Origin of the sequence: Campylobacter canis, assembly GCF_045504005.1 — a bacterium.
Lineage (GTDB): Bacteria > Campylobacterota > Campylobacteria > Campylobacterales > Campylobacteraceae > Campylobacter_A > Campylobacter_A canis.
On sequence record NZ_JBJJXH010000001.1, the window covers coordinates 251,891 to 269,892 of the forward strand.

The 18,002-nt window shown below is 38.5% G+C and carries 20 protein-coding genes; 6 read left to right on the forward strand and 14 right to left on the reverse strand.

Features of this window, described 5'->3' with window-relative positions; translation table 11 throughout:
- Nucleotides 1-2 precede the first annotated feature (2 nt).
- From ACHJH3_RS01270 to prfB, 6 genes are all read right to left on the reverse strand, one after another.
- Complete coding sequence (locus tag ACHJH3_RS01270) at nucleotides 3-839, reverse strand: energy transducer TonB (RefSeq protein WP_407063240.1); 837 nt, start codon at nucleotides 837-839, stop codon at nucleotides 3-5.
- The gene (gene exbD, locus ACHJH3_RS01275) at nucleotides 805-1,185 is read right to left on the reverse strand and encodes a TonB system transport protein ExbD (protein ID WP_407063241.1); all 381 of its coding nucleotides are present in this window, start codon (nucleotides 1,183-1,185) and stop codon (nucleotides 805-807) included. The genes ACHJH3_RS01270 and exbD overlap by 35 nt, the downstream gene beginning before the upstream one ends.
- Nucleotides 1,172-1,600 carry a TonB-system energizer ExbB gene (gene exbB, locus ACHJH3_RS01280; RefSeq protein ID WP_169939982.1) on the reverse strand — a complete coding sequence of 143 codons (429 nt, stop codon included), beginning with the start codon at nucleotides 1,598-1,600 and terminating at the stop codon, nucleotides 1,172-1,174. The genes exbD and exbB overlap by 14 nt, the downstream gene beginning before the upstream one ends.
- 271 nt (nucleotides 1,601-1,871) lie before the next feature.
- Nucleotides 1,872-2,486: a tetratricopeptide repeat protein gene (locus ACHJH3_RS01285; RefSeq protein WP_407063242.1), complete on the reverse strand. Its 615-nt coding sequence runs from the start codon at nucleotides 2,484-2,486 to the stop codon at nucleotides 1,872-1,874.
- A gap of 35 nt (nucleotides 2,487-2,521) precedes the next feature.
- The gene (locus ACHJH3_RS01290) at nucleotides 2,522-2,839 is read right to left on the reverse strand and encodes a type II secretion system protein (protein WP_172200043.1); all 318 of its coding nucleotides are present in this window, start codon (nucleotides 2,837-2,839) and stop codon (nucleotides 2,522-2,524) included.
- Nucleotides 2,840-2,859: 20 nt separating this feature from the next.
- Nucleotides 2,860-3,960 (reverse strand): peptide chain release factor 2, encoded by a 1,101-nt coding sequence (prfB, locus tag ACHJH3_RS01295; RefSeq protein ID WP_407063243.1) that lies wholly within the window; start codon nucleotides 3,958-3,960, stop codon nucleotides 2,860-2,862.
- A 118-nt stretch (nucleotides 3,961-4,078) separates the two neighbouring features.
- On the opposite strand from prfB, the gene panC reads away from it, so the two are divergent.
- Genes panC through tilS form a run of 3 tightly spaced genes read left to right on the forward strand, consistent with a single transcriptional unit; the run spans nucleotide 4,079 to nucleotide 7,224 of the window.
- Entirely contained in the window at nucleotides 4,079-4,900 is an 822-nt protein-coding gene (gene panC, locus ACHJH3_RS01300) for a pantoate--beta-alanine ligase (RefSeq protein ID WP_172200040.1), read from the forward strand.
- 1 nt (nucleotide 4,901) lies between these two features.
- Entirely contained in the window at nucleotides 4,902-6,233 is a 1,332-nt protein-coding gene (rimO, locus tag ACHJH3_RS01305; RefSeq protein ID WP_407063244.1) for a 30S ribosomal protein S12 methylthiotransferase RimO, read from the forward strand.
- Nucleotides 6,226-7,224 carry a tRNA lysidine(34) synthetase TilS gene (tilS, locus tag ACHJH3_RS01310; RefSeq protein WP_407063245.1) on the forward strand — a complete coding sequence of 333 codons (999 nt, stop codon included), beginning with the start codon at nucleotides 6,226-6,228 and terminating at the stop codon, nucleotides 7,222-7,224. Before rimO ends, tilS begins: the two co-directional genes overlap by 8 nt.
- Nucleotides 7,225-7,234: 10 nt before the next feature.
- Here the strand turns inward: tilS and ACHJH3_RS01315 are convergent, their stop codons facing one another.
- The 7 genes from ACHJH3_RS01315 to ACHJH3_RS01345 are packed head-to-tail and all read right to left on the reverse strand — an operon-like array spanning nucleotide 7,235 to nucleotide 11,958.
- Complete coding sequence (locus ACHJH3_RS01315) at nucleotides 7,235-7,762, reverse strand: hypothetical protein (protein WP_407063246.1); 528 nt, start codon at nucleotides 7,760-7,762, stop codon at nucleotides 7,235-7,237.
- On the reverse strand, nucleotides 7,755-8,279 hold the full coding sequence (locus ACHJH3_RS01320) for a hypothetical protein (RefSeq protein ID WP_407063373.1): 525 nt from the start codon (nucleotides 8,277-8,279) through the stop codon (nucleotides 7,755-7,757). Before ACHJH3_RS01320 ends, ACHJH3_RS01315 begins: the two co-directional genes overlap by 8 nt.
- Nucleotides 8,279-9,289, reverse strand: coding sequence for a hypothetical protein (locus tag ACHJH3_RS01325; protein WP_407063247.1), 1,011 nt, complete (start codon nucleotides 9,287-9,289; stop codon nucleotides 8,279-8,281). Before ACHJH3_RS01325 ends, ACHJH3_RS01320 begins: the two co-directional genes overlap by 1 nt.
- Nucleotides 9,290-9,344: 55 nt before the next feature.
- Nucleotides 9,345-9,797 (reverse strand): hypothetical protein, encoded by a 453-nt coding sequence (locus tag ACHJH3_RS01330; protein WP_407063248.1) that lies wholly within the window; start codon nucleotides 9,795-9,797, stop codon nucleotides 9,345-9,347.
- Entirely contained in the window at nucleotides 9,790-10,425 is a 636-nt protein-coding gene (locus ACHJH3_RS01335; protein WP_407063249.1) for a lysophospholipid acyltransferase family protein, read from the reverse strand. Before ACHJH3_RS01335 ends, ACHJH3_RS01330 begins: the two co-directional genes overlap by 8 nt.
- Nucleotides 10,406-11,719: a tRNA (N6-isopentenyl adenosine(37)-C2)-methylthiotransferase MiaB gene (miaB, locus tag ACHJH3_RS01340; protein WP_407063250.1), complete on the reverse strand. Its 1,314-nt coding sequence runs from the start codon at nucleotides 11,717-11,719 to the stop codon at nucleotides 10,406-10,408. The genes ACHJH3_RS01335 and miaB overlap by 20 nt, the downstream gene beginning before the upstream one ends.
- Nucleotides 11,716-11,958 (reverse strand): HP0268 family nuclease, encoded by a 243-nt coding sequence (locus tag ACHJH3_RS01345; RefSeq protein WP_407063251.1) that lies wholly within the window; start codon nucleotides 11,956-11,958, stop codon nucleotides 11,716-11,718. The genes miaB and ACHJH3_RS01345 overlap by 4 nt, the downstream gene beginning before the upstream one ends.
- 145 nt (nucleotides 11,959-12,103) lie before the next feature.
- Here ACHJH3_RS01345 and nusA point away from each other — a divergent pair, with 145 nt between their 5' ends.
- On the forward strand, nucleotides 12,104-13,210 hold the full coding sequence (gene nusA, locus ACHJH3_RS01350; protein ID WP_169940006.1) for a transcription termination factor NusA: 1,107 nt from the start codon (nucleotides 12,104-12,106) through the stop codon (nucleotides 13,208-13,210).
- 302 nt (nucleotides 13,211-13,512) lie between these two features.
- Nucleotides 13,513-15,336 carry a DNA polymerase III subunit gamma/tau gene (locus ACHJH3_RS01355; RefSeq protein ID WP_455424388.1) on the forward strand — a complete coding sequence of 608 codons (1,824 nt, stop codon included), beginning with the start codon at nucleotides 13,513-13,515 and terminating at the stop codon, nucleotides 15,334-15,336.
- Between the two features lie 37 nt (nucleotides 15,337-15,373).
- On the opposite strand, the gene rho is transcribed toward ACHJH3_RS01355, so the two are convergent.
- Complete coding sequence (rho, locus tag ACHJH3_RS01360) at nucleotides 15,374-16,717, reverse strand: transcription termination factor Rho (RefSeq protein ID WP_407063252.1); 1,344 nt, start codon at nucleotides 16,715-16,717, stop codon at nucleotides 15,374-15,376.
- 174 nt (nucleotides 16,718-16,891) lie between these two features.
- Between rho and ACHJH3_RS01365 the strand changes: the two genes are divergently transcribed.
- Nucleotides 16,892-18,001, forward strand: a complete 1,110-nt coding sequence (locus ACHJH3_RS01365) for a cation diffusion facilitator family transporter (RefSeq protein ID WP_407063253.1) — start codon at nucleotides 16,892-16,894, stop codon at nucleotides 17,999-18,001.
- Nucleotide 18,002: the final 1 nt, after the last annotated feature.

Sequence of the window (18,002 nt, forward strand, 5' to 3'; positions counted from 1 at the left end):
ATTCATATAAGCTTATATGCCATTGGGATTTTGATAAGGTAGTCTTTTTCAAGTATCGGAAATTCTTTTGAAGCTTTTCTGATTGCTTCCATTGCAGCTTCGTCAAGACTATCAAATCCTGAGCTTTTAATTACTTTTACATCGCTTACCGTGCCGTTTGTTTTAAAGAAAAAACTTACTTCCACGACTCCTTGATGTCTCATCTTAGTAGCTCTTTTAGGGTATTTTTGGTGTTTTTTGATAGCGCTTTGCATCTTGGCAAATCTCTCATCGCCCGCAGATGTAGCAAAGCTAAATTCGCCTACGGTTTGAGTGGCGGCTGGACTTGCTTTTTGGGTTGTAGTGGTAGCTACGGGTGTCGGAGTTGAAGGCTGCGCTACTTCTTTAGGTGTGGCAGGCTCTACTGTAGCCGTAACTACAGGCTCGGCAGGTATAGGTTCAACCGGTTTTTCCACTTTTTTTGCTACTTTTTTGGGCTTTGGCTTAGGCTTTGGTTTTTCAACCGGTTTCGGTTCTACTTTTTTAACGGGCTCAGGCACCACTACAGGCTGTGGTACGACAACCGGTTCAGGGATTATTACAGGCTCTGGGGGTGGGGGAACTACTATGGGCTCGGGCAGGCTTTGTACGGGTGCTGGTTGTGGTGCAGGAGGAAGAGGTGCTGCCGGAGGCTTGAATGATTGTAAGCTTATTTTTATGCTTTCTTCCATGCTAGGTTTGATTTGCGTTGGAAGATTGATGAAGGCGACTATTAAAATTGCATGAAATAGCGCAGATCCTGCAAGTCCGCTTAGATTTGATTTTTTATTCAGTGAGAGTTGTGATGGCAAAATTTTCATGATTTTTCTCTTTTAAGATATCAATAACCTTTACAAACATCTCAAATTTGCTGTTTTTGTCGCTTTTTAACTCAATCAAAGTCTTTGCGTCGATATCACTTAATCTCTCTTTTAAATTCTCCTCGGCAATCTTTTCATCATCAACGAAAAATTCATTGTCTTTGTTGATGATAACGGCTATTTTATTATCCTCTTGCTCCGTCTTCGCGCTTTCGCTACTAGGTAAATCAATAGGTATGTTTCCTTGCGCGATGAATGTAGAAACGCTTAGCACTATGGCTAATAGCACAAGCATGATATCTATCAGAGGAATTACGTTTAAGCCCTCTTTTTTAGGCATTCTCATATTTTGCCTTATAGCGATTGATTAAAACTTCTACCTTTCTCATAAAGCCGTTATAAAGCATAAGCGTAGGGATAGCCACTATAAGCCCAAGAGCCGTAGCCTTAAGGGCTAAAGATAGTCCGACCATGATGCTTTTAGTATCGATTCCTCCGCTCATACCCATATCGTAAAACGTGATCATAATACCTGCAACCGTTCCTAAAAGACCTATATATGGAGCGTTTGAATAGACTATGTAAAGCGTTGTGAGATTTTTTGTAAGAGCTTCTTCAAATTCTTCAACTTTTTTATAGTTCTCAAGCTTGACATTAGCGTAAAATATTATACGTTCGATAGTAAACCAAACAACCAAAAAGCTCATAAAACCCAAAATAGCTATGATGATGTAATCCACATTCGCTTTTAAAAATTCCATTTAACACCTTATTTTAAAAAATAGAAAAGCATTATATCAATTACGATATTTATTGTCAATTATATATCGCAATATAGGCGATTTGTTTAAAATAAATATCATTTTGAGCATAAATTAAAAAGATTGAATTTTAGTTTATATTATTTTTTATATTTTTAAAATGATTAATTTTAAGCAGTAGTTTATATAAAGTATAATTAAAAATAGTTAAATGAAATTTTAAATTAAAAATTTTGAGAAGTAAAAGAGAGATAGTAACCCTCTTTTACTTTTATCTTCCTTGAATTCTCTTCATATTATCACATCCTGAAACCTCGCCGCTAAAGCAGGATGATTTATAAATTTGAAGAGCTTTATACTCATCTTTTTGTGTTCCAAGACCAAGCTCGTATAAAATTCCCATATTGGTACAAGAAGGCATATCACCAAGCGTGCAACCTCTTGAGTATGCGTCAAAAGCCATTTGATAGTTAGGCTCTTTGTCTATGCTTGATCTGTAATATTCGCCTAGATAGTAGCAAGATTCAGCGCCTTGGTTTAGACATGAGTTTTGATATACTTCAATGGCTTTTTGCGTATTTTTAGCAAGACCTAGCTGATTTCCATACATATACATATTGCCTAAGTTCGTGCAAGCCTTTTGATATCCGCTTTTGCAAGCTTTTTCATAAACTACAAAGGCCGTTTTGTGATCTTGTAAATTTTGGTAACTTAATCCTAAATCATTGCACGCCGAAAAATTTCCAGATTCGCATTTTGGCTTTAAAATGGCTATTGCGGTAGTGTTAAAATCGGTGTCTACTGAAATATTTTTTGGAGATGGAGCATTTGAAGATGCACAACCTGCCATAAAAAAACATACAAAAGCTAAGATTAGTTTTTTCATTTTACTCCTTTATTGCGTCTCGTTTGCTATTTTTCTTACTCGACTCTTCCTAATATATAATGCGTTGTATCATTTACTTTTTTAAGGGAGAATTTGTGCTTGCTCGCCCATTTTTGGATTATCTCTTCGACTTCTTGCTTTATCTCCTCGGAGGTTGCGACATTTTTAATCTTAAAATAATCCTCACTTCCGCTTAAAGCGACAAAGCAACGATGCGGTTTTAAATGATCGTTTAGAGTAATTATCTCTTCCGTGCTTACTCCGCTTGAGTTGTTTAGAACTCTTTTTAGTTGATTTAGCGTAGTATCGTTTACGCCGTAGTTTAGTTGGTTAAGAAGTGCTTCTAACTCCATTTTTGTCCTTTCTTAATTTATTACATTATGCTTTTTTGACTTATTAAGACGCCTTCGATGATCTTTTTTATGTCGCCGTCAAGGATTGCGTCGGTTTGAGAGTAGGCTAAATTTGAGCGGTTGTCTTTTACTTGCTGATACGGGAAAAGCACGTAAGAGCGTATCTGATGACCCCAGCCGATCTCGCTTTTTTCGACACTTGCGCTCGCTTCTTGCTGCTTCATAAGCTCAAGCTCATAAAGACGAGATTTTAGCATTTTCATAGCGGTTGCTTTGTTTTTATGTTGGCTTCTATCGTTTTGACACTGCACGACTATACCTGTCGGATAGTGCGTGATCCTAATCGCACTTTCGGTTTTATTTACGTGCTGACCGCCGGCACCGCTTGCTCTATAAGTGTCTATCTTGATATCTTTTTCATCGATTTGTATCTCTATATCATCATCAATCTCAGGGCTTACCATTACGCTTGTAAAGCTCGTATGTCTGCGTCCTGCACTATCAAACGGGCTTGTTCGCACAAGTCGGTGAATTCCGTTTTCCGCCTTTAAGTAGCCATAAGCGTTTTCACCTTTTACTATGAAGCTTACGTCTTTAAGACCCGCTTCATCGCCCTCTTGAAAATCAAGCGTTTCTACCTTGAAGCCTTCTCTTTCACAAAAGCGCAGATACATACGATATAGCATGCTCGCCCAGTCGTTACTCTCAGTGCCTCCTGCGCCAGGATGAATGGTAACGATAGCGTTTTTGTTGTCATCTTCGCCGCTAAGTAGCATCGAAATTTCTAAATTTACTATCTTTTCTTCAAGTGCGTCTGCGTCTTCGTAGAGCGAATTTAGCGTCTCTTCGTCATTTTCTAAATTTGCAAGCTCGTAAAGGTCTCTTGTGTCGGTAAGCGCGTTTTTGGCTTCTTTAAATTTTGCGAGTATATTTGTTATTTTAGTCTTTTCTTTGCCTATTTGTCCTGCGCGCGTGATATCTTGCCAAAAGCTTGGATCGTTTTCAAGTTCGCTTATGGCTTCAAGGCGTTTTTCTATCTCGTTTGGTTTAATTATAAGGGCGATATTGTTGGTTTTGGTTTCAAGTTTTTTAAGAAGTTCGGTGTATTCGTAGTTGTCCAAATTTATCTCCAAATTTATGTTTTTTGCGTGATTATAACATATTTGATTAAAGCTTAATTTTTAAAAGATAAAATTTTGATATAATTGGCGAATTTTAAGATTAAGGTAGAAATATAAGATGCAAATATTTAGAACCGTTAATGAATTAAGAGAATTTATAAATTTGGTAAATCCTGAAATCGGTTTCGTGCCTACCATGGGGGCGCTGCACGACGGGCATATAAGCCTTATTAAAAGATGTATAAGCGAAAATGAAATTTCTATCGTTTCTACGTTTGTAAATCCGACTCAGTTTTTACCGGGCGAGGATTTGGATGCGTATCCTAGAAACGAGGCTAGAGATATTGAAATTTGCAAGCAGTGCGGGGTTGATGTGATGTTTATTCCTACGGCAAATCAACTTTATTTTAAAAATGAACCTCTTATCAGCGCACCTGAAAATTTAGCTTCTATTTTAGAAGGAGCTACAAGACCGGGGCACTTTGACGGAGTTTTAAGAGTGCTAAATAAGCTATTTAATATAACTTGCGCAAAAAGAGCTTATTTTGGCAAAAAGGACGCTCAGCAGCTTGCGATCGTGCAAAACATGGTCGCTACTAATTTTATGAATTTAGAGATAGTTCCTTGCGAAATCGTAAGAGACAATAAAGGACTTGCTCTTTCTTCGCGCAATGCTTATTTGAACGAAGATGAAAAAGAAGCCGCCCTTAAGCTTTCATCATCTCTTATGCACGCTTCAAATTTGATTAAAATGAAGCATTTTGGAGCTAAAGAGATAAAAGAGCAGATGCTTGAAATTCTAAGACCTCTTAAGGTGGATTATGTAGCGATCGTTGATAGAAGCTTTCATGAAATTCCAAGAGTTGAGCTAAAAAATAGCATAATTTTAATCGCGGCTTATGTAGGCAAAACTCGTTTAATCGATAATTTATGGGTATAAAATGCAAAATTTAAATACAAAAAATCAAAAGCAGCTTCACCTTATCTCGCTTGGCTGTAATAAAAATTTAGTAGATAGCGAAATAATGCTAGGCAGACTTAAAAGCTATGCTATAACCGATGATATCGGACATGCGGATGTTATCATAGTCAATACTTGCGGATTTATCGATTCTGCCAAAGAAGAGAGTATAAACGCCATACTTAGGATGCATGAAGCGCGCAAAAAGGACTCTTTGCTTGTTGTTACGGGCTGTTTGATGCAAAGATACCGCGAGGAGCTTATGAAAGAGCTTCCTGAGGTTGATCTTTTTACGGGAGTTGGGGACTATGACAAGATTGATGAGATTATACTTAAAAAGCAAAATTTATTTAGCCCCTCTACTTACTTGCAAGCTAACGAAGAGCGCGTTATAACAGGCTCAAACTACCACGCTTACATCAAAATTTCAGAAGGCTGTAATCAAAAATGCAGCTTTTGCGCTATACCTACCTTTAAGGGTAAGCTAAAGTCGCGCGCTCTTGAAAATATCGTAGATGAGGTAAAAAATCTAGTTGCAAAAGGATATTATGATTTTAGCTTTTTAAGTCAGGATTCAAGCTCTTATATGAGGGATCAAGCCGTTAGTGATGGACTTATCAGTCTTATAGACGCGATTGAGAAGATAGACGGAGTGAAATCGGCTAGAATTTTATATCTTTATCCAAGCACTACTTCAGACGCGCTTATACGCCGTATTATCGCTTCGCCGGTATTTCATAACTACTTTGACATGCCTATTCAACATATCAGCGATAAGATGTTAAAGGTTATGAGAAGAGGAAGCGGCGCAAAGCGTATAAAAGAGCTTTTAACCATGATGAGGCAAGCTGAAGATTCGTTTTTAAGAACGGGCGTCATCGTAGGACATCCGGGTGAAAGCGAGGCTGACTTTAAAGAGCTTTGCGAATTTTTAAGCGAATTTAAATTCGATAGAATTTCAGCTTTTGCCTATTCTTGCGAAGAGGATACTTTGGCTTATGAGATGGAGCAAATCCCTGCAAAAACAATACAAACTCGCCTCTCAAAGATAGAAAAGATCATAAATAGCGCGATAAAAGAGAGCTTTGCAAATGAGCAAGGCAAGCGAATTTTAGTCTCAATAGACGGCATAAGTAGCGAGGGAGAGATGTTTTATGGCGCTAAAAAGCTCATTTGGGATAAAGACATAGACGGTGAAATTCTTATAAACGAAAGCGACATACAAGAGCTTGAAACGGGCGGTCTTTATGAGTGTGAAGTAAGCGAAGTCGTGGATAAAACTCTACTTGCCCGCGTAATAAAGCATGCCTGATATCAGCCTTGCCGAGCTTGAAACTCTAAAAAGCGGTAAGAATTTACTTGCTTTTTCGCACGGAGTTGATAGCACGGCTCTTTTTTACCTGCTTGAGGACGCGGGGGTTAAATTTGATATCGCGATTGTTGATTATAACTTAAGAGTTCAAAGCAAGCAAGAGATAGCAAGCGCTAAGGAGCTGGCTGTAAAATTTGCAAAGCAGATTTTTGAGCTTAGCGTTAGGCTTGAGGGCGCAAATTTTGAGTGCAGGGCAAGAGAGGCTAGATATGAGTTTTTTGAGGGAATTTGTAAGGAATTTGGATATACGAATTTGATTTTAGCTCATCAGCTTGATGATAAATTCGAGTGGTTTTTGATGCAACTTAGCAAGGGAGCAGGATTAAACGAGCTTCTTGGCATGAGTTCGTTTGAAAAAAGAGCGAATTTTAATCTCATTAGACCGCTTTTAGCCGTAAGCAAAAAACAGCTTTTAGAGTTTTTGCAAGAGCGCAGGCTTAAGTATTTTGTCGATGAGACAAATTTGCAAAGCGACTTTACTCGCAACAAATTTAGAGCTAAATTTAGCGAGCCGTTTTTGCATAAATTTGCCCGCGGAGTGGCAAAAAGCTTTGAGCTTTTACAAAAAGATAAAGAAATTTTAGAGCCTGAAATTTTATATGTTTTTGAGAATTTTTATCTGGTTAAAAACGATATAAACGTAATTCGCGGGATTGATAGGGTGTGTAAAATTTTAGGTGTAGTGATGAGTGAAGCTCAAAGAAAAGAGTGCTCCAGATGTCTAAAATCCGGAGCCGATTTAGTTGTAAGCGGCAAAATATCAGTAGGATACACACAAAATTTTATCTTTATATCGCCATTTATAAAAGCCGTTATGGATAAGAAATTTAAAGAGGCTTGCAGAGTGCTAAGAGTGCCTAAAGCAGTCAGACCTTATCTTTTTGGTAGAGATTTTGACCTAAATAAATTAAAAGATATTTTAGCCTGCTGAAAGCTTAAATTTAGCGTTGTCCGTAAACTTTGATGTTAAAAGTCGTGTGTATTTTATCCTCTTGTCCGCGCATGTTTATAGGGAAATCTACTTTTATTATATTGTCGTATTTGGCAAGCGCATCTATAAAATCATAGAATTTACTCGGAGTTTGAAGTGATGTCGTAACTTCTAGCTCGTATCTTAAAAACTTCTCATTAGTGTCTTTTGGCGGAACTTCGGCAAGTCTTACTTCGCTGAAAAATTTACTTGCAAAAGCGCTGAAATTTGCCTTGTCGAATTTGGTTTCAAAAGCTTTAAATACAAGCCTTTGTTTCTCTTTCATATCATTTAAATTTGCGTTTTTAGCGTTATAAATTTGATTGATTTTGGTTACGCTTGCAGTTTGAGAGCGATTTTGTAAATTTATCTCGCGATACTCTTTGATGTTTGGCACGATAAAAGCAAAGATCATCACTAGACAAACTACCACAAATACCAGCATATAGATTAAAAGCTTTGCTATATCGATCTCTTCTAGGCCTGTATCTTTACTCATTGTAACCTTCCGAGTTGTCGATTTTGTTTGTGCTGATGAAATTTAGCCAGCCGTTTTTAAGCTGATAAAATGTCGTGTTTGACGTGCTAAAAATCGATTTCAGCGGTGCCAGTAAAAGCATATTGTAAGTATCTTTATTTGGTGTAACGCCTTTTATGATAAGCGAGTTTTTATCCATCACGACTTCATTAAGAGTAATGCTATCAGGAACCAGGTCAAAAAGGTTGTTTAGGCTTTGTTTTAGTATGGTATTTGAGGCAAAAATTTCATTTGCCAAGTCGCGTTGCTCTTGCAGTTTTGCAGTAACTGCATCGTTTTGAGCGATATCGCTTGAAATTTGCTCGTAAGTTTGCTTAGCTGAAAGGATACTTTGTTCAAGCATATGGTTTTTAAAAACAAGAAATAAATTTAGCGATACTAAAAGCAAAAACACAATACCGATAAGAGAAATCCAAATTTTACTAAATAGGCTAAAAATAGGCTTTTTAAGAGGTTTGATCAGGCTATAGCTATACATCATATTCCCGCCTCGTCTATCATAAGTTCGGTCATTAGTTTAAGCGTATTTATCGGATATATCGAAGTTTCAACGAGCAACTCCGTTTCTAGGAAGTGTAGAAACGTTGCGCTTGTTTTAGCGTTGTCAAATATGATAATTTGCTCGATAAAATCGCTCTCATAAAGCGGATTTGAGTAAAATTCCCTTAGAGCCGAAGTTATATATTGATACATACTCATATCTCTGCCAAATATAGACACGGATGCCGTTACGTCGCTTGAATTTGGCATGTTGATATCATAATCCAAATCGGCAAAATCCTCTTCATTGCCTTCCGTTTTAACCAGATCGTCAAGGCTATCAAGACTGTCTAAACTCTCAAAACTACTATCAACCTCAGCTATAAAATCATCGATATCGTCAATGCTTTCTTTATCAAATTCTCCGGCCTCTTCGCCGATAGAGGCTACCGTATCGGTTGTCTTAGCAAAAGCTCCGAATTTAAGCTTTGAATGAGAAGCTATGCAAAGCGCAAAAGAGTCTTTGTGATTGTAGATATAAAGGGTGTTTTTTTCGCTTAAGCCTTTTTGAAGTATCATCTTATGAAGCAAAGCTATCGGCGAAAAGATAAGATCGACTCCGATATTTTTAAATTTGGCTTTAGCCTCGGCAATATCGATAAGATCAGCGTATACGTACCAGTTTTTATCTACTTTAGTATAACCAATACTCTTAAGATCTATACCAAATTTTTTAAAATCATCATCGCTTCTACAAGGAAGAGCACCTTGTCTTAAAGAGTCAAAAAATAGCGCAAGGTAAAGCCATTTGTACTCTTTTTGCTGTCTTTTGAGGTAGTTGATTATCTTATCGTTTATGTTGTTTTCATCGTCGTTATCAAATTTGGCTTCAACGGTTTTTATCACTTTGCCGCCTCTCATAACTTTACCGTAAAATAGACACTGTTTAGCCTCTATAACTACGCTAAGATATAAGATACTAAAAAAACGGCGAATAGAAAACGACATAATTCTCCTAAAATTTATAGTGCTTTATCTTACCTAAAATTGGCATTAATTGCAATTAAAACAGCTCTTCTTTAAGCTTTACAAATTTATCTCGCATATCTTTTGCTTCATCTTGGATATCTTTTGGCGTTAGGGTTGAAGGCTTTAGTTTGTCGTATCCTTCGATAGCGATCTCGCACATTATGCGGATACGATTGGTGTCTGCTTTGCCAATCTCTTTAGCCTTGCTTATGTTTAAAATTTGCTCTAAATAACTATTTGCTTCCTTTATGTATTTTGCGTATTTGAGTGCGATTTCGCTTTGCTTCATCACCGTATTTGCCATCTTGTTATAGATGTCTTTTTCGTAAGCTTTTTGAGCTAACTCATAAGCTTTTTGATAATTGCCGATTTGGTAATAAAATTTAGATTGCAAAGCGTCCTGATACGAGCCGTTTGTGGCAAAAAACGCCCAAGAAGCGACTATGATCGCAGTTGCTAAAACTACTATGAAAAATTTACTATTCATCGCCGGCTCCCATTTTCTTTTTTATCAAATTTCTAGCCTCTTCAAGGCTTAAATTCGCGACACTAAAAGGCTCTGATAGAGTAAAATTTATAGCTGAAAACGGCTTTGGTAGGATCATCTTATCCCAGCTTTTAAACTGCCAAAATTTACTCGCCTCGTAGTTTAGAATTTGGATATTTACATTTTGCTTTTGAGCTATTATCACGGCTCCGTCCGCTACGCTGTGACGTGGGCCTCTTGGTCCGTCGGGAGTGATTATCACGTCATTGCCTGATTTTATCTCTTTAAAGGCGTTTATAAGAGCTTTTGCGCCGCCTTTTGAGCTACTTCCCCTGATAGTTCCGATACCAAAAAATTTAATCACTCTTGCGATTATCTCGCCGTCTTTATGATCGCTGATAATTACTTTGCCGTGCCTTTTAAATTTGCCCCACCAGTGCAAGTAGGCAAAGCTCATCATGGCTATGCGCCCATGCCAAAAGAGCACGACGCATGGAGAATTTTGTAAATTTGTCTTTGAGTAGGTCTTTTTGCAGGTTAAAAATATGAGCCAAATAAGAAAATATATGGCGCAAGTGGTGAAATTTATAAAGAGCGCTCTTTTAAATTTAGCCCACCAACTCGCCATAAAGAACCATTCTTTTTGGATTTGTGATTTTTACTTTTAGTGTTTTGCCAAGTAGCTCTTCGCTGCCATCTACTTGAACCAAGAAATTATTAAAGCTTCTTCCGGCAACTGCGCCGTTTGCTCTTAGTTCCTCAAAATAAACCTCTAAAATTTTATCTTTTTGAGAGGCTGTTATCTCGTCTAAAATTTCATTGTGCCTGCTTTGAAGCCTTGTTAAACGAGCCGAAGCGATGTTGTCTGGAATTTGATTTGTAAATTCCGCCGCCTTTGTAAGAGGGCGAGGGGAGTACTTAAAGCTAAAAATTTGCTCAAATCTAACACGCTCAAGCACATCCATCGTATCTTCAAATTCAGCGTCCGTTTCACCGGGGAAAGCCACGATGATATCGGTGCTTATGCTTACATCAGGACACATCGAGCGAAGTTTAAGTGCGCGGTCTAAAAACCACTCTTTAGTATATCCTCGCTTCATCTCGCGAAGAACTTTTGTATTACCGCTTTGAAGCGGCATGTGCATTGATTTGCAAATTTTGGGATTATTTACAAAAACTTCTAAAAATTTATCATCCATATGAAGCGGATGAGGGCTAGTAAAGCGAATTCTCTCAACCCCATTTACTTCGCTAATCTTAACCAGTAGATCGCTAAAATCCATTTTCTCATGCGAGGCCGAAAAGCGTTTGCCGTAGTTATTTACGTTTTGTCCCAGTAAAAATATCTCTTTAGCGCCACCGTCTGCTGCTTTTTTAACTTCGTTTAAGATCAAATTCGCAGGTATTGAGATCTCGTCGCCTCTGGTATGCGGCACGATACAATAGGTGCATTTTTTATCACAGCCTATAGAGATGTTTATGTGTGATTTATATGGTGAGCTTCTAAATTCTCCAAAGGCATATTCGCTCTCGTCGTGATTTATGTCCGTGCTTATAAATTTCGGAGTGTTTACGGCCTGTGAAATTTTACTTACGTTTCTTGCACCCAAAACGAAATCCACATAAGGGGCGCGCTTAAAAATTTCACTCCCAAGATGACTTGCCGTGCAACCACACACTCCGATTTTAGCTCCGCTTTTTTTGGCTTTTTCAAAGCCACCAACTTCGCTAAATAGCTTATGCACGGGCTTTTCGCGAACCGAGCAGGTGTTGATAAGGATGAGATCGGCATCCTCCATCTTATCTGTTAGCTCGTAGTCCTCTTTTTGCTTAAGTTCTGCGATGATATGCTCGCTATCGCGCACATTCATAGCACAACCTAATGTCTGTATGAAGAGCTTTTTTTGCGTAGCGTTACTCAAAGAATATGAACCTCGTACATGTAGTCGTTCTCGTCAAGTCCGTATTTGACCGTTCTGTGATATACGCTTAGCCCTTTTTCTTCGAAATGCTCTATTAGGGCGATTAGCTGCTTGTGGCTATTGTCTTTATCGAAATAAAAAATTTTCTGTCCATCTTTGGAAACTGCGGCTTCGATCTTATCGAGCGAAATTGTCTTTGTTTTCGCGTCAATCTCGTTTCTGGCTAGTTTTAGCTCCATCTTTTATCCTTAAAGTTCTGTTTCGTAATCTATTAATATATCAAAAATATCATAAAATGGCTATTAAACTTATTAAAAGTATATATTTTATATAATACGAATCTACGCAGATAAAATCCCGTGAAATTTATTATTTGGAGATATAGTGGAAAAGATAGCAGATATCATAGAGTCAATAGCAAACGAAAAAGGTTTAGAGATAGAGGATGTAAAAGAGCGCGTTATAAGGGCTCTTGTAAATACGGCTAAGCGCGTTTATGGCGAAAATTACGAATACGATGTCGTTATAGACAGCGCAAGTCGCTCGCTTCGTTTGTATCAAAAAATCACGATAGTGGCTAATGACGATGAGCGTTTGCAAGAGGATAACGAGCATTTTTTAAGCTTGGATGAGGCTAAAAAGATAGATAGCGGGGTTGAGGTAGGAGATGAGCTTACTTATGAGCTAAGCACTGATAATCTAGGCAGAACTGCCGCTCAAACGCTTCATAAAGAGCTTGAATACCACATACAACGCCTAATGGAAGAGAAAATTTTCCAAAAATATCAAGATATGATAGGGCAAATGGTATTTGGAACCGTTACTCGCGTAGATAGCGAAGAAAATACATTCATAGAGATAGATGAAATTCGTGCCGTTATGCCGCGTAAAAACCGTATCAAAGGCGAGAAATTTAGAGTCGGAAACGTCGTAAAAGCGGTTATTAAAAGCGTGTATATAGATAAATCTCAAGGCATTAGAGTTGAGCTTAGCAGGACATCTCCAAAATTTTTAGAAGCTCTTTTAAAAGCCGAAGTCCCAGAGATCAAAGATGGACTTGTATTGATTGCCGCAAGCGCCAGAATTCCCGGTGAGAGAGCCAAAGTAGCGCTTATCTCAACCACTCCAAACGTAGATCCTGTGGGCGCAACGGTCGGCACTAAAGGCGTGCGCATAAATGCCGTGACAAAAGAGCTAAATGGAGAAAACATAGATGCGATAGAGTTTTCAAGTGAGCCGACTATCCTTATAACTCGAGCGATGGCGCCTGCTATAATAAGTGCCGTTAAGATCGTTGATGAGAAAAAAGCCGTCGTAACTATCGCAAGCGAGCAAAAGAGCAAGGCGATCGGCAAAAGCGGTATAAACATACGTTTAGCAAGCATGCTCAGCGGATTTGAGATCGAGCTTGTCGAGCTTGGAAGCGTGAAAGCAACCGAAGATAAAGAAGAGAGCATGAAAGATCTTAAGGCTCTGTTTGGGGATTTGTAAGTTGAAATTTGATTCGGCAAGGCTAAAAACAGCTTTGCCGAATAGTAAATTTGCTAGTTAAAATAGTGTAAATTTAAACTAATTATTTATTTTTCGTAGATCTGTGAAGCGGATGTTGGTAGTCGTTTCTCTCGCAGCCGCTTAGTAAAAATCCAGCTAAAAATATCATCGATACAAGCAACACTTTTTTCATTTATTTCCCTTGTTTTTTGAATTTTCGCGATTATATCCAAAAATTTCACTATATTAAAAATTTATGCAAAAATGGCTACAATCTAGAAATTTAAAATTAAGGAAAATTTGTGTTGCAAGCACTCGCACTTAGATATCGCCCCCGAAATTTCGACGAACTTATCGGACAAGAATCGGTAAGTAAAAGCCTAACTCACGCACTTAGCGAAAATCGCCTAACTCATGCGTATCTGTTTTCGGGTCTTCGCGGAAGCGGTAAGACTTCAAGCGCTAGAATTTTTTCAAAGGCTCTAGTGTGCGAGAACGGTCCCACTTCAAAGCCGTGTGAAAAGTGCGCTCATTGCATCATGGCTAACGAGTCTCGCCACATCGATATCATCGAGATGGACGCGGCAAGCCACAGAAAGATAGACGACATCAGAGAGCTTATCGAGCAGACGAAATACGCCCCTGCGGCGGCGCGATATAAAATTTTTATCATAGACGAGGTGCATATGCTCACTCGCGAAGCCTTTAATGCGCTTTTAAAGACGCTTGAAGAGCCTCCAAGCTATGTGAAATTTATCCTTGCTACAACCGATCCGCTTAAGCTTCCCGCTACCGTCCTTTCGCGCACTCAGCATTTTAGATTTAAGCAAATTTCAAAGCAAAGCATCATCAAGCATCTTGAATTTATCCTGAGTAAAGAGGGTGTAGAGTATGAGAGCGAGGCCGTAGAAATTCTCGCTCGTAGCGGCTCGGGCTCACTTAGGGATACGCTTACTTTGCTTGATCAAGCTATTGTTTATTCGCATGCAAAGATCACTCAAAGCGTGGTTGCCGATATGCTTGGGCTTTTAGATCCTGCACGTATCGAAGAGATTATGCAAGTTGTGATGAGCGGCGATAGGGCCGCGATGAGTAGGCTTGTAGGCGAGCTTGAAAGCTATGACGGCGAGATGATAATTGATGAATTAATCGCAAATTTAAAAGAGAATTTTTTAAGCGGAAGCAATAAATACTCACTGCTTTTATACGAGAGATTTTTTAGGATTTTATCAGAAGCCAAGAGCATGCTTAGCGTAAGTAGTGATAACGGTTTCGTGCTTAGCATAATGCTTTTTATGATGATGGAAGCGATAAATTTAAAGCCTATTGACGACATGATAGGAATTTTTGAGCTAAAAGAGCAGGGCTTAAATTTAAGCACGGCTACTGTTAAGCAGCCTCAAAAAGCTCAAGTAAATACGCCTGCTAAAATAGTATCAAAAAGCCCGTATGAACTGTTTTTGGATAAAATTTACGATAGAGATTATTCTCTTGGAGAGTGCTTTAAGGAGTGCATTGAGTTTTTGGAGTTTAAAGATAACTGCTTGAGTCTTTCTTCAAACGCAAGCGGGGCAAATCAGGAAAAATTGCGCTCTAGTTCAAAAGTTATAATGGAAATTTTACGTGCGAATTTTGGAGTAGATGCAAAGATTAAGATCGCTCCAAAGCAAGCCGAGCCTAAAACAGATGATCAAAACGAATCAAATTCAGACGAGAGCGATATAACTAGAGCTAGGCAAGATATGGAGCAAAATTCAAGCTCGAATTTAGCTGAGTCAAGCCAAGAGTTTCAGTCAAATTTTAAGCCTTATCTTGGCGATAAAAGAGATAATACCGAGGATTTTACTACCGCTTATTCGCTCAAATTTCAAACCGATTCGGGCATTGTGGTTGATGATATGGCCTTGCTTGATATGGAGCTTGAAAAGATTGAGGAGCAAAGCAAGGATACAAGTAAGCCAAGCGAAATTCCCGAAGTAAAGGTCAAGATAGACGATTCTGCTATGCTTAAGCCGGAATCAAGCGAGTCAAAATCGCCCGAAGAGTTGCAAAACGCCAAAAACCAAGCCGTATTAAAAGAGGCGCATAGGCTTTTTGGTGAACCTGAAATTTTAAATTTGAGTTAGTAAAAAAGCTAAAATTTGAGCTTTAAAAGGCTCAATTTTAATCATTTAATATCGACAAAAGCTCTTTATTGTCTTTTGTTTTAAGCATTTTTGCATACAGGAATTTAAGCGCTTCCACATCATCCATTGAAGCGATGGCCGAGCGTATAGCCCAAATTTTTTGAAGTTCGTCAGGCTTTTGAAGAAGCTCTTCTTTTCTTGTACCTGATTTTAAGATATTGATAGCCGGATAAATTCTGCGATCGGAGATGTTGCGATCAAGCACGATTTCGCTGTTTCCCGTGCCTTTAAATTCTTCAAATATAACTTCATCCATCCTTGAGCCTGTGTCGATAAGCGCGGTTGCTACTATCGTTAAGCTTCCGCCGTCTTCGATATTTCTAGCCGCTCCGAAAAATCTTTTCGGTTTGTGAAGTGCGTTTGCGTCAACGCCGCCCGTTAGCACCTTGCCACTTGGCGGAGTTACGGTGTTGTAGGCGCGTGCAAGACGGGTTATACTGTCAAGCAAGATGATGACATCCTTGCCCATTTCAACTAAACGCTTTGCTTTTTCGATAACAAGCTCGGCAACTCGCACGTGATTAAGCGCGGGAAGATCAAAGGTCGAGCTAAATACTTCGCCTTTTACGCAGCGTTGCATATCGGTAACCTCTTCAGGGCGCTCATCAACCAAAAGCACCATAAGATGCGCTTCGGGATGGTTTCTTGCGATACCGTGAGCAAGCTCTTTCATAAGCTCGGTTTTACCGCTTCTTGGAGGTGCGACGATAAGTCCGCGCTGTCCCTTTCCTATAGGTGTAAAGAGATCAAGCACGCGACCCGTAAGCTTCATCGCATCATATTCAAGATGAAGCTTTTGAGTCGGAAATAGCGGAGTTAAGTTATCAAAAAGCGGTCTTTCTTTGGCTTCCGCTAGAGGCATGTAATTAACCGCTTCGATTTTAAGCAGAGCGTAATATTTTTCTTGATCTTTTGGCTCTCTAACTTGACCTGTTACGATGTCGCCTACGCGCAGGGCGAATTTGCGAATTTGAGAGTTTGAAACGTAAGCGTCGTTAGAGCTGTCGCTTAAATTTGCATCGACCGAGCGTAAAAATCCGTAACCCTCGTTTGTGATTTCTAAAATCCCCGTAAATAATATAAAACCACCTTGTTTAGTCTGCGTTTTTAGGATTTCAAATATCAAATCTTGTCTGCGAAATTCGCGAGGATTTTCCACACCTACGGTGTTTGCTATTTGCACCAGATCTTCCAGACTTAGCATGCGAAGTTCTTCTATCTTGTGTCCGTCTACAGGAATATGAGTGCGAGTATTTTGATGTTTTTTCGTAGTTTTTGTGGTCTCTGAATTTGCTTGCGTAGATTGATTGGTGTTTTCCATTAGTCCTCTTTAAATTTACTGGATAAATTATAGTAGAAAATAAAGTTTCAAAAGAAGTTCTTTGAAGTTCGTATTTTATATAAAATTTGCTTTGTTGTCAAGTTTAACTCGTGCTCTAAAATAGTTAAAAAATATGATAAAATGGCGAAAAATCTTAATAAAAAGAAGTTTAAAATGATGCAATTTAAAGACGGCGAACGTGAAAAAAAGATAATAAAAACCGCTTTTATAGGTATAGTTACGAATGTGATTTTAGCAAGCATTAAAATTTTTATAGCGCTTGCTTCAAATTCCGTAGCTATCATCTCTGATGCGGTAAATAACCTAAGCGACGCATTTTCAAGCTTGATAACGATTTTTGGATCAAAGCTTGCTCAAAAGTTGCCTGACGAGAGCCACCCGTACGGATACGGAAGGGTCGAGTATATCGGAGGGCTTATAGTCTCTATTGTAGTTTTAATGCTTGGTTTTGAGTTTTTAAAAACTTCGATAGAAAACATCATAGAGCCCGTTACAACGACATTTACTCAGGCTCTTTTAATCATACTTTTTATCGCCATATTTGTAAAATTTGCCATAGCGTTTTACTATAAAAAGATGGGAAATTTAACCAAGTCCATAGCCTTAAAAGCAGTCGGACAGGAAGCCTTAGGAGACGCTATCATCTCTTGCGTAATACTTGTTAGCGCAGGACTTTCGTACTTTGCAAATATCCAAGTTGACGGCTACGCAGGAGCCTTGGCTTCGCTTTTTATCATTTATAACGGCGTTATTTTGATCAAAGAAACCTTTGATAGGATCATCGGCGGGCGAGTAGAAAAAGAAGTAAGCGATGAAATTTATAAGGCGGTTAAGGAGTGCGAGATAGTTCTTGATGCGTATGATCTGATACTTCACAACTACGGCGTTGAGCGATATGTAGGCTCGATAAACGTAGAAATTGACGAACATATGAAAATTTCAGAAATTTCTCAGCGACTAAATGAGCTTCAGATAGAAATTTACCGCAGATATCGCATATATCTTGTTTTTGGAATTTATAGCGTAAATTTAGGACAAAACGACACCAAAGAGTGCGTAAAAAATCTATTAAGCGAATTTAAAAGCATACTAAATTTGCATGCATTTTTTATAAATACGGATAAAAAAACGGTTAGATTTGATGTCGTGGTTAGCTTTAAGGAGCGAAATTTAGACGAGCTTAGAGCCAAAATGGAAAGTGTCGTTTCGGCGCAGTTTCCCGGATATAAAATTTTTATCGTTATCGATAGGGAGTTTGCTTAGA

Coding starts and splice junctions, on each gene's coding strand:
- ACHJH3_RS01325 (WP_407063247.1), bottom strand. CDS start 9,289: ATGTCGTTTTCTATTCGCCGTTTTTTTAGTATCTTATATCTTAGCGTA.
- rho (WP_407063252.1), bottom strand. CDS start 16,717: ATGGAAAACACCAATCAATCTACGCAAGCAAATTCAGAGACCACAAAA.
- ACHJH3_RS01330 (WP_407063248.1), bottom strand. CDS start 9,797: ATGAATAGTAAATTTTTCATAGTAGTTTTAGCAACTGCGATCATAGTC.
- ACHJH3_RS01315 (WP_407063246.1), bottom strand. CDS start 7,762: ATGAGTAAAGATACAGGCCTAGAAGAGATCGATATAGCAAAGCTTTTA.
- rimO (WP_407063244.1), top strand. CDS start 4,902: ATGCAAAATTTAAATACAAAAAATCAAAAGCAGCTTCACCTTATCTCG.
- ACHJH3_RS01345 (WP_407063251.1), bottom strand. CDS start 11,958: ATGGAGCTAAAACTAGCCAGAAACGAGATTGACGCGAAAACAAAGACA.
- exbD (WP_407063241.1), bottom strand. CDS start 1,185: ATGAGAATGCCTAAAAAAGAGGGCTTAAACGTAATTCCTCTGATAGAT.
- tilS (WP_407063245.1), top strand. CDS start 6,226: ATGCCTGATATCAGCCTTGCCGAGCTTGAAACTCTAAAAAGCGGTAAG.
- ACHJH3_RS01290 (WP_172200043.1), bottom strand. CDS start 2,839: ATGGAGTTAGAAGCACTTCTTAACCAACTAAACTACGGCGTAAACGAT.
- ACHJH3_RS01285 (WP_407063242.1), bottom strand. CDS start 2,486: ATGAAAAAACTAATCTTAGCTTTTGTATGTTTTTTTATGGCAGGTTGT.
- ACHJH3_RS01365 (WP_407063253.1), top strand. CDS start 16,892: ATGATGCAATTTAAAGACGGCGAACGTGAAAAAAAGATAATAAAAACC.
- exbB (WP_169939982.1), bottom strand. CDS start 1,600: ATGGAATTTTTAAAAGCGAATGTGGATTACATCATCATAGCTATTTTG.
- ACHJH3_RS01270 (WP_407063240.1), bottom strand. CDS start 839: ATGAAAATTTTGCCATCACAACTCTCACTGAATAAAAAATCAAATCTA.
- panC (WP_172200040.1), top strand. CDS start 4,079: ATGCAAATATTTAGAACCGTTAATGAATTAAGAGAATTTATAAATTTG.
- ACHJH3_RS01335 (WP_407063249.1), bottom strand. CDS start 10,425: ATGGCGAGTTGGTGGGCTAAATTTAAAAGAGCGCTCTTTATAAATTTC.
- ACHJH3_RS01320 (WP_407063373.1), bottom strand. CDS start 8,279: ATGTATAGCTATAGCCTGATCAAACCTCTTAAAAAGCCTATTTTTAGC.